General features: G+C 63.5%; 4 protein-coding genes. All 4 read left to right on the top strand.

Annotated elements, in window-relative coordinates; translation table 11 throughout:
- Nucleotides 1-329 precede the first annotated feature (329 nt).
- Entirely contained in the window at nucleotides 330-2,339 is a 2,010-nt protein-coding gene (locus NK214_RS24425; protein WP_253315742.1) for a M13 family metallopeptidase, read from the top strand.
- A 252-nt stretch (nucleotides 2,340-2,591) separates the two neighbouring features.
- Entirely contained in the window at nucleotides 2,592-3,857 is a 1,266-nt protein-coding gene (locus NK214_RS24420; protein ID WP_253315741.1) for a nitronate monooxygenase, read from the top strand.
- A 161-nt stretch (nucleotides 3,858-4,018) separates the two neighbouring features.
- The gene (locus NK214_RS24415; RefSeq protein ID WP_256477558.1) at nucleotides 4,019-5,695 is read left to right on the top strand and encodes a ShlB/FhaC/HecB family hemolysin secretion/activation protein; all 1,677 of its coding nucleotides are present in this window, start codon (nucleotides 4,019-4,021) and stop codon (nucleotides 5,693-5,695) included.
- A gap of 73 nt (nucleotides 5,696-5,768) precedes the next feature.
- The coding region (locus NK214_RS24410) for a filamentous hemagglutinin N-terminal domain-containing protein (protein WP_253315739.1) at nucleotides 5,769-7,727 on the top strand (1,959 nt) is incomplete at its 3' end.

Genomic DNA, 7,727 nt, shown 5'->3' with positions numbered 1-7,727 from the left:
GAGTTCCACATCAAGCCGAACAAGGACGCGGGGTATGAGCCGGTGGCGATGGTGCTGGCGGAATCTCAGCGTTTGGGTGTGACTAAATTGGGCATCGTGGGCTCTGAGCAGTTTGTGCAGTGATCCCGCGAGTCCGGCCAAGGCACGCTATATATAACTTGTCTTGATCCATATATTGTATTTGTCATGAAATTGATGTTTGACCCTTTGTGAGGAAAAGGCAGCCTTCGGGCTGCCTTTATTTCGCAATTGTGAGCCGGCCCGGCATTTTCACCGGAACCAAAACAAGGAAAACAGGGCCGCAGAGAAATGGAGTGAAAGGAACCCCGATGAAAATGAAGTTAGCCCTGATGGCCGCCAGCCTGTTGCTGGCTTGGCAAGCGCAAGCCAGCGCCGTGTCCGGCATCGACAAACAGCATTTCGACAGCGCGGTGCGTCCGCAAGACGATATCTATCACGCGGTCAACGGCGCCTGGGTCAAGCACGCGGTGTTGCCGGCGTCCGAAGACAACGACGGCGCTTTCAAGCAATTGCGCGATCTGAGCCTGGAACGCAGCCGCAAGCTGATAGAGGAGGCCGCCGCCAAGCCGAAGGCGTCGGCTGAGGCGCAAAAGATCGGCGATCTGTATCACAGCTTCATGGACGAGGCCGCGCTGGACAAGCTGGGCCTGACGCCGATGCGCGGCGAACTGACGGCCATCGCCGCCTTGAAGGACAAGAGCGCCTTGGCGGCCTGGATGGGCGCGGCGCAGGGCTTGGGCGTGCAACAGCCCTTGGCTTTTTACGTTGAAGCGGACGCCAAGGACGCGCGCCAATACCTGGCCGGCCTGTATCAGAACGGCCTGAGCATGCCGGACCGCGACTACTATCTGGGCAAGGACGCGCGCTTTGAGAAGGCGCGCCAGGCCTATCGCGCCTATCTGGTCAAACTATTCAAGCTGGGCGGCTACGCCGACGCGGAGCAGCGCGCCCAGCGCGTGTTCGCGCTGGAAACCAAGTTGGCGGAAGCCCAGTGGAGCAAGGTGCAGAACCGGGACCCGCAAAAGACTTACAACAAGATGAGCGTGGTCGAGCTGAAAAAGCGGGCGCCGGGCTTTGACTGGCAAGCTTTTCTGGACGCGGCCGAGGCCGGCGGCATCAGCGCCGTCAACGTCAATCAGCCCAGCTATGCAGAAGCCTGGGCCAAGCTGGCGGCCGCGTTGCCGCTGCAAGACTGGCAGGATTATCTGACGGCGCAGACGCTGGACGCCTACGCGCCTTATCTGGACGGCGTCCTGGCGCAGACCCGTTTCGATTTTCACGGCAAGGCGCTGGCCGGCACGCTGGAGCAACAGCCGCGCTGGAAGCGCGGGGTGAAGGCGGTGGAGGGCAATCTGGGCGAAGCCCTGGGTAAGCTCTATGTGCAGGCTTACTTCCCGCCGGAGTCCAAGGCCAAGATGGAAGCGCTGGTGGGCAATCTGATGAAGGCCTACGCCCAGAGCATAGACACGCTCAGCTGGATGAGCCCGGCCACCAAGAAGGCCGCGCAGGAAAAACTGTCCAAATACATGCTGAAGATAGGCTATCCCAACAAGTGGAGAGACTACGGCGGCCTGGAGATCAAGCGGGACGATCTGGTGGGCAATATCAAGCGCGGCTCGATGTTCGAATACCGCCGCATGCTGGCCCGCTTGGGCAAGCCGGTGGACCGCGAGGAGTGGGGGATGACGCCGCAAACCGTCAACGCCTACTACAACCCGTCGCTGAACGAAATCGTGTTTCCGGCCGCCATTCTGCAGCCGCCGTTCTTTGACGCCAAGGCGGACGACGCCGCCAATTACGGCGGCATCGGCGCGGTGATCGGCCATGAAATCAGTCACGGTTTCGACGATCAGGGCAGCCAATTCGACGGCGACGGCAATATGCGCAATTGGTGGACGGCGGAAGACCGGGCCCGTTTCGACCTGCTGACCGGCAAGCTGGTGGCGCAGTACAGCGGCTACGAACCCTTGCCGGGCAAGCATATCAACGGCGAACTGACGCTGGGGGAGAACATCGCCGACAACGCCGGCCTGCAAATCGCCTACAAAGCCTACCTGCTGTCCCTGGACGGCAAGCGCGCGCCGACGATAGACGGCATGAGCGGGGACCAGCGTTTCTTCTACGGTTTCGCCCAAGTGTGGCGCACCAAGATTCGCGACGAGGCCTTGTTGTCGCGTTTGGTGACCGATCCGCATTCGCCGGGGGAGTTCCGCGCCATCGGCGCGGCGAGCAATAGCGACGCCTTCGCCGAAACCTTCGAGGTTAAGCCCGGCGACAAGATGTTCAAGCCCCAGGACGAGCGCATTCGCATTTGGTAAGCGCCGGCGCAATGCCCGCCGCGCGTCGGCGGGCTGGAAAAAGCCGGGATCTCCCGGCTTTTTCAATGGCAGGCGCGTAGCATGGCTGCAATCTGGCGGGTGCATAGTGGCTTGGGCGGGCTAAAGTCCAGATTGCGGCTCGGCGGTCTCGGTCCCGGCCGAGGGCTCGGAGCAAAAACTCTAAAAAAATGGATTTTCCCACAATGCGGGGGGATAATGCCCGCCAGCATTCAGGAGAGATAGGCTGATTTAATGAAGTGCGTTGACGATTTCAGACTGCGGCTGGGCAAGCAGGAGCTGGTGCCCATCATGATAGGCGGCATGGGTGTGGACATCTCCACCTCGGCGCTGGCGCTGGAAGCGGCCAGGCTGGGCGGCGTGGGCCATATTTCCGACGCCATGGTGCCCACGGTGACCGACCGCCGCTTCAACACCAAATACGTCAAAGACAAGCTCAAGCAGTACAAATTCAATGTCGAGAACAGCGACAAATCCGTCGTGCAGTTCGACTTGGGCCTGCTGGCCGAGGCCACCCGCATGCATGTGGGCAAGACCATGGAAGCCAAACGCGGCGACGGCCTGGTCTTCATCAACTGCATGGAAAAGCTGACCATGAACGCGCCCAAGGAAACCTTGCGCACGCGCATGCACGCCGCGCTGGACGCCGGCATCGACGGCATCACCCTGGCCGCCGGTCTGCACCTGGGTTCCTTCGCGCTGATGGAAGACCATCCGCGCTTTCGCGACGCCAAACTCGGCATCATCGTCTCCTCGCTGCGCGCCCTACAGCTCTTCCTGAAAAAGAGCGCGCGCAGCAACCGCTTGCCGGACTACGTGGTGGTGGAAGGCCCGTTGGCCGGCGGCCACCTCGGCTTCGGCATGGACTGGGCGCAATACGATCTGGCCGCCATCGTCGTGGAAATCCGCGACTGGCTGCGGGCGGAACAACTGGACATCCCGCTGATTCCGGCCGGCGGCGTGTTCACCGGCAGCGATGCGACCCAGTTCCTGGAAATGGGCGCCGGCGCGGTGCAGGTGGCCACCCGCTTCACCGTGGCGCGCGAATGCGGCCTGCCGGAGAAGGTGCAGCAGGAATACTTCAAGGCCAACGAGGACGACATCGAAGTCAACCAGCTGTCACCCACTGGCTATCCGATGCGGATGATCAAGCACTGTCCGGCCATCGGCGACGGCATCCGGCCCAATTGCGAGGCCTATGGCTATCTGCTGGACGCCAAGGGCGGCTGTTCCTATATCGAGGCCTATAACCGCGAAGTGGCCGCCCACCCTGGCGAGCGCCGCATCAAGGTGTGGGACAAGACCTGTTTGTGCACGCAGATGCGCAATTTCGATTGCTGGACCTGCGGCCACAACGCCTATCGTCTAAAAGACACCACAGTCCGGCGCGAAGACGGCGGCTATCAACTGCTCAGCGCCGAGCACGTGTTCCACGACTACCAATACAGCAAGGATCACAAAATCGCCTTGCCGGAGCTGGAAAGCACAGTTATCGCATAAGCAGAGTAGTTTCAAAAAAAGACGGGAGCATGTGCTCCCGTCTTTTTTTATTCGCAGCTACGTGTTTTTACGTAATTCTTGTATAAGCATTTTTATTTAAAATGCCGGAGAAAATTGTATTTGAATAATTTAAGATAAATGCTCTAAGCCGTTCCCTGACTATGAAGAACTTGATTGCCGCCACTCTTGGCGGCTTTGTCTTGCCTGCTGTACAAGCCGCACCTCTCGATGGTCGTGTTTTTGATCAGCCACTTATAAACCATCAGCAGCAATTGGAGCTTCAGCGTCAAGAACTGCAAGAGCGTCCAGATGCTTTTCAATCACAAGTTAAGTCCAAGTCTGAAATTGTAGAACAATATTACGGTGGCGAATGCTTCCCCATTCGGGTACTTGTATTAGAGGGCATGCCCGTCGCCTGGCGCGGCTGGCTGCCTGCGGCGGCGGCCCGCTGGCAAGGCCAATGCCTGGGCTTGGCCCAACTGGACCAGGTGGTGGCGGAGCTGAGCAATGCGATGGTGGAGCGCGGCTATGTCACCAGCCGGGTGTATCTGCCGGAGCAAAACCTGACGCAGGGGCGCTTGCGGCTGGCGGTGGTGCCCGGCCGCATCCATCAAATCCGGCTCAAGGACGGGCCGGGCGACCGCGGCCTGACGTCCGCCTTTCCGCTCGGCGCCGGCGACATCCTCAATGTGCGCGCGCTGGAGCAGGGGCTGGAACAGCTGGGGCGGGTGCCCACCCAGCAGGCGACGATGGAAATCGTCCCCGGAGAACAGCCGGGCGAAAGCGATGTGGCGGTCAGCCGCAGCCGCGCGCGCCAGCTGACCGGGCAACTGAGCCTGGACGACAGCGGCCAGCCCGCCACCGGCAGGCTGCAGAGCAACGCCAGCCTGCTGCTGGGCGGCGCCACCGGCTTCAACGACCTGCTGTCCCTGTCCTGGAGTCAGGACGCCGAGCATATCGCTCACCCGCTGAGCCAGGCGCATACCGTGTCCTGGCTGCTGCCTTGGGGCGATTGGACCGCCTTCGTCAGCTATAGCGCGTTCGCGTACCGGCAAACGGTGCAGGGCGTCAACCAATCCTTCTCTTCCAGCGGCCATAGCCGCAATACCCTGCTATCGCTGGCGCGCTTGCTTCACCGAGACCAGAGCAGCAAGACCGAACTCAAGACCAGTCTGACCCGCAAGGCCTCGCGCAGTTTTATCGAAGACGCGGAAATCGCGCAGCAGCGCCGCGATCTGACCATCGCCGGCCTGGAGCTGAGCCATCGCCGCTATCTGGGCGAAGCGGTGCTGGACGCCTCGCTGGCGTATCAGCGCGGCATCGGCGGCTGGGGCGCGCAAAACGAAGAGCAAACGGCCGCCTCCGGCTTCACCGCCCGCCATGAGCTGTTTCAAAGCCGTCTGGCCTTGCAGCTGCCGCTGCGCTTGGGCAGCCAAACCTGGCGTTGGAGCAGCGAGCTGCGCGGCCAGTACAGCGCCGATCCGCTGCTGCCTTCGGAACAGTTTTCCATCGGCAGCCGTTACACCGTGCGCGGCTTCAACAGCAACAGCCTCAGCGGCCGCGGCGGCCTGTACTGGCGCAATGAGTTGAGCGCGCCGCTGCCGGCCATGGCCGGCGCGCAGCTGGAAGGCTATCTGGGCCTGGACGCCGGCCGGGTGTCGCATCCGGCTTACGCCGACGACAGCAGCCGCAGCCTTTCCGGCTGGGCCGCCGGCCTGCGCGCGCAGTTGGCGGGCAAACTCAGCGCCGAACTCAGCCACGAACGCGCAATGCGCCAGCCGCAAGGCTGGAACCGGCCCGCCATCACCCATTTCAACCTGACCCTGCTCTGGCAATAAGCCCGTTTTACCGAGCTCCCGGCCTTGAGCGTGCGTTCAAGGCCGGGCCCTGTCCCGTTTCGACGACGCCATCATGAACAAAACACTCTATCGCATCATCTTCAACCAAGCGCGCGGCCAACTGATGGCGGTGCAGGAAACCGCAAGCGGGCAGGGCAAGGGCGGCGGCCGAGGCCTGAATGCGGCGGGGGCGAGATTCGCCGCCGCGCGCGGCTTCGGCTTCAAACTATGCGCGCTGTGGGTGGGCGTCGGCCTGGGCAGCGTCGCGCTGGCGGCGGACATTGCGGCGGATCCCGGCGCGGCGGCCGGCAAACGGCCGACAGTGACTCAGGCCAACAACGGGTTGCCGGTGGTGCAGATCGCCGCCCCCACCGCCGCCGGCGTGTCCCACAACCAGTACCAGCAGTTCAACGTCGGCCCCAAAGGGGCGGTGCTCAACAACAGCGTGCAAGTCGTCAATACCCAGCTGGCCGGCTATGTCGGCGGCAATCCCAATCTGGCCGGCGGCAGCGCCCGCATCATCCTCAACGAAGTCACCCACGCCAACCCCTCGCAGTTGAACGGTTATCTGGAAGTGGCGGGCCAGCGCGCGCAAGTGGTAGTGGCCAACCCGTGGGGCATCAGCTGCAGCGGCTGCGGCTTCATCAACACCCAGCAAGCCATGCTGAGCACCGGCACGCCGCAACTCAACGCCCAGGGCGCGCTGACCGGTTTTCAGGTCAACGGCGGCGCCGTCAATATCAGCGGCGCCGGCCTGAACGCCGGCAATGTCGATAAATTCGCCATCATCAGCCGCGCGCTGCAAGTGAACGCCGACCTGCACGCCAAGCAGTTGGAGCTGGTGCTGGGCCGCAACCAGGTGGACGCCGACACCCTGCAGGCGCGACCGCTGGCGGCCGACGGTTCCGCCGCGCCGGCCTTCGCGCTGGACGTGGCGCAACTGGGCGGCATGTACGCCAACGCCATCCGCCTGGTGGGCACTGAGGCCGGGGTGGGCGTCAAGCAGCAAGGCGAGATGGCGGCGCGGGCCGGCGATCTGCAGCTGAGCAGCGCCGGCGACCTGGTGCTGAAGGGCAAGACCTTCAGCCAGCAGGACATCAAGCTCAACAGCGTGGGCAAGCTGGAACACAGCGGCCAGACCCGCAGCCAGGGCGCCTTGCAAGTGACCGCCGCCGACACGGCCCAACTGGAAGGCAGCCTGACGGCGGGCGGCGCGCTCGGCATTGAAGCGGCCGCGGTGGCGGGCAAGGGCAGCGTAGCCGCCGGCGCCCAAGCCGACGGCAAATTGGGCGAGGCCGGCGCGCTGACGCTGCGCAGCCGCGAGGGCCTGGATTTCCATGGGGAGCTGTTGGCCGGCGGCGATGTGAGCATTCAGGCGGGCAGCGCCCAGTTGCAGGGGGCGGTTGTAGGCGCCCGCCACGGCGATTTGCGGGTGACGACGGGCGGCGAGTTGAACGCCTCGCAAGCCAAGCTGGGCGCCCGAGGCCTGGCCCGCATGCAAGCCGGCGAGGACATCAAGCTGCAAGAAGGCGCCTTGAGCGCCGGGCAGTTAGAACTGCAGGCGAGGGCGCTGGACAACCGCGGCGGCCTGATCGCGCAAAGCGGCGCGGCGGCCGGCTCCGTACGTTTGCAGGGCGTGTTGGACAACCGCGACGGGGTGATCTCCAGCCAGGGCAAAACGCTGGACGTGGAGGCTACGGCCATCGACAACCGGCATGGCGAGATCAGCCACGCCGGCGCGGACACGCTGCGAGTGAGCGCGGACAAAATCGACAACCGCGAGCAAGGCAAGCTGCACAGCGACGCCAAAGCCGAGCTCAAGACGGCGGAGCTCGACAACGCGCAAGGGCGATTGACCGCCTTGCAGGGCCTGAGTCTTAGCGTCAGCGAGGTGTTGCGCAACGATGGCCTGCTCGGCAGCGACGGCCAGTTCACGCTGACGGCCGGGCAGCTGAAGAACGGCGCGGGCCTGATCCAGGCCGGCAAGGATTTGCAACTGACGGCGGCCAGCGTCAGCAACGCTGACAAAGGG

Origin of the sequence: Chromobacterium sp. S0633 (assembly GCF_024158805.1) — a bacterium.
Taxonomy (GTDB): domain Bacteria; phylum Pseudomonadota; class Gammaproteobacteria; order Burkholderiales; family Chromobacteriaceae; genus Chromobacterium.
The sequence above is the reverse complement of the archived record's forward strand: the minus strand, read 5'-3'. Positions and strand labels throughout refer to the sequence as shown.

Excerpts from the sequence above, each read along its gene's own strand:
- NK214_RS24425 (WP_253315742.1), top strand. The coding sequence starts at position 330 with ATGAAAATGAAGTTAGCCCTGATGGCCGCCAGCCTGTTGCTGGCTTGG.
- NK214_RS24420 (WP_253315741.1), top strand. The coding sequence starts at position 2,592 with ATGAAGTGCGTTGACGATTTCAGACTGCGGCTGGGCAAGCAGGAGCTG.
- NK214_RS24415 (WP_256477558.1), top strand. The coding sequence starts at position 4,019 with ATGAAGAACTTGATTGCCGCCACTCTTGGCGGCTTTGTCTTGCCTGCT.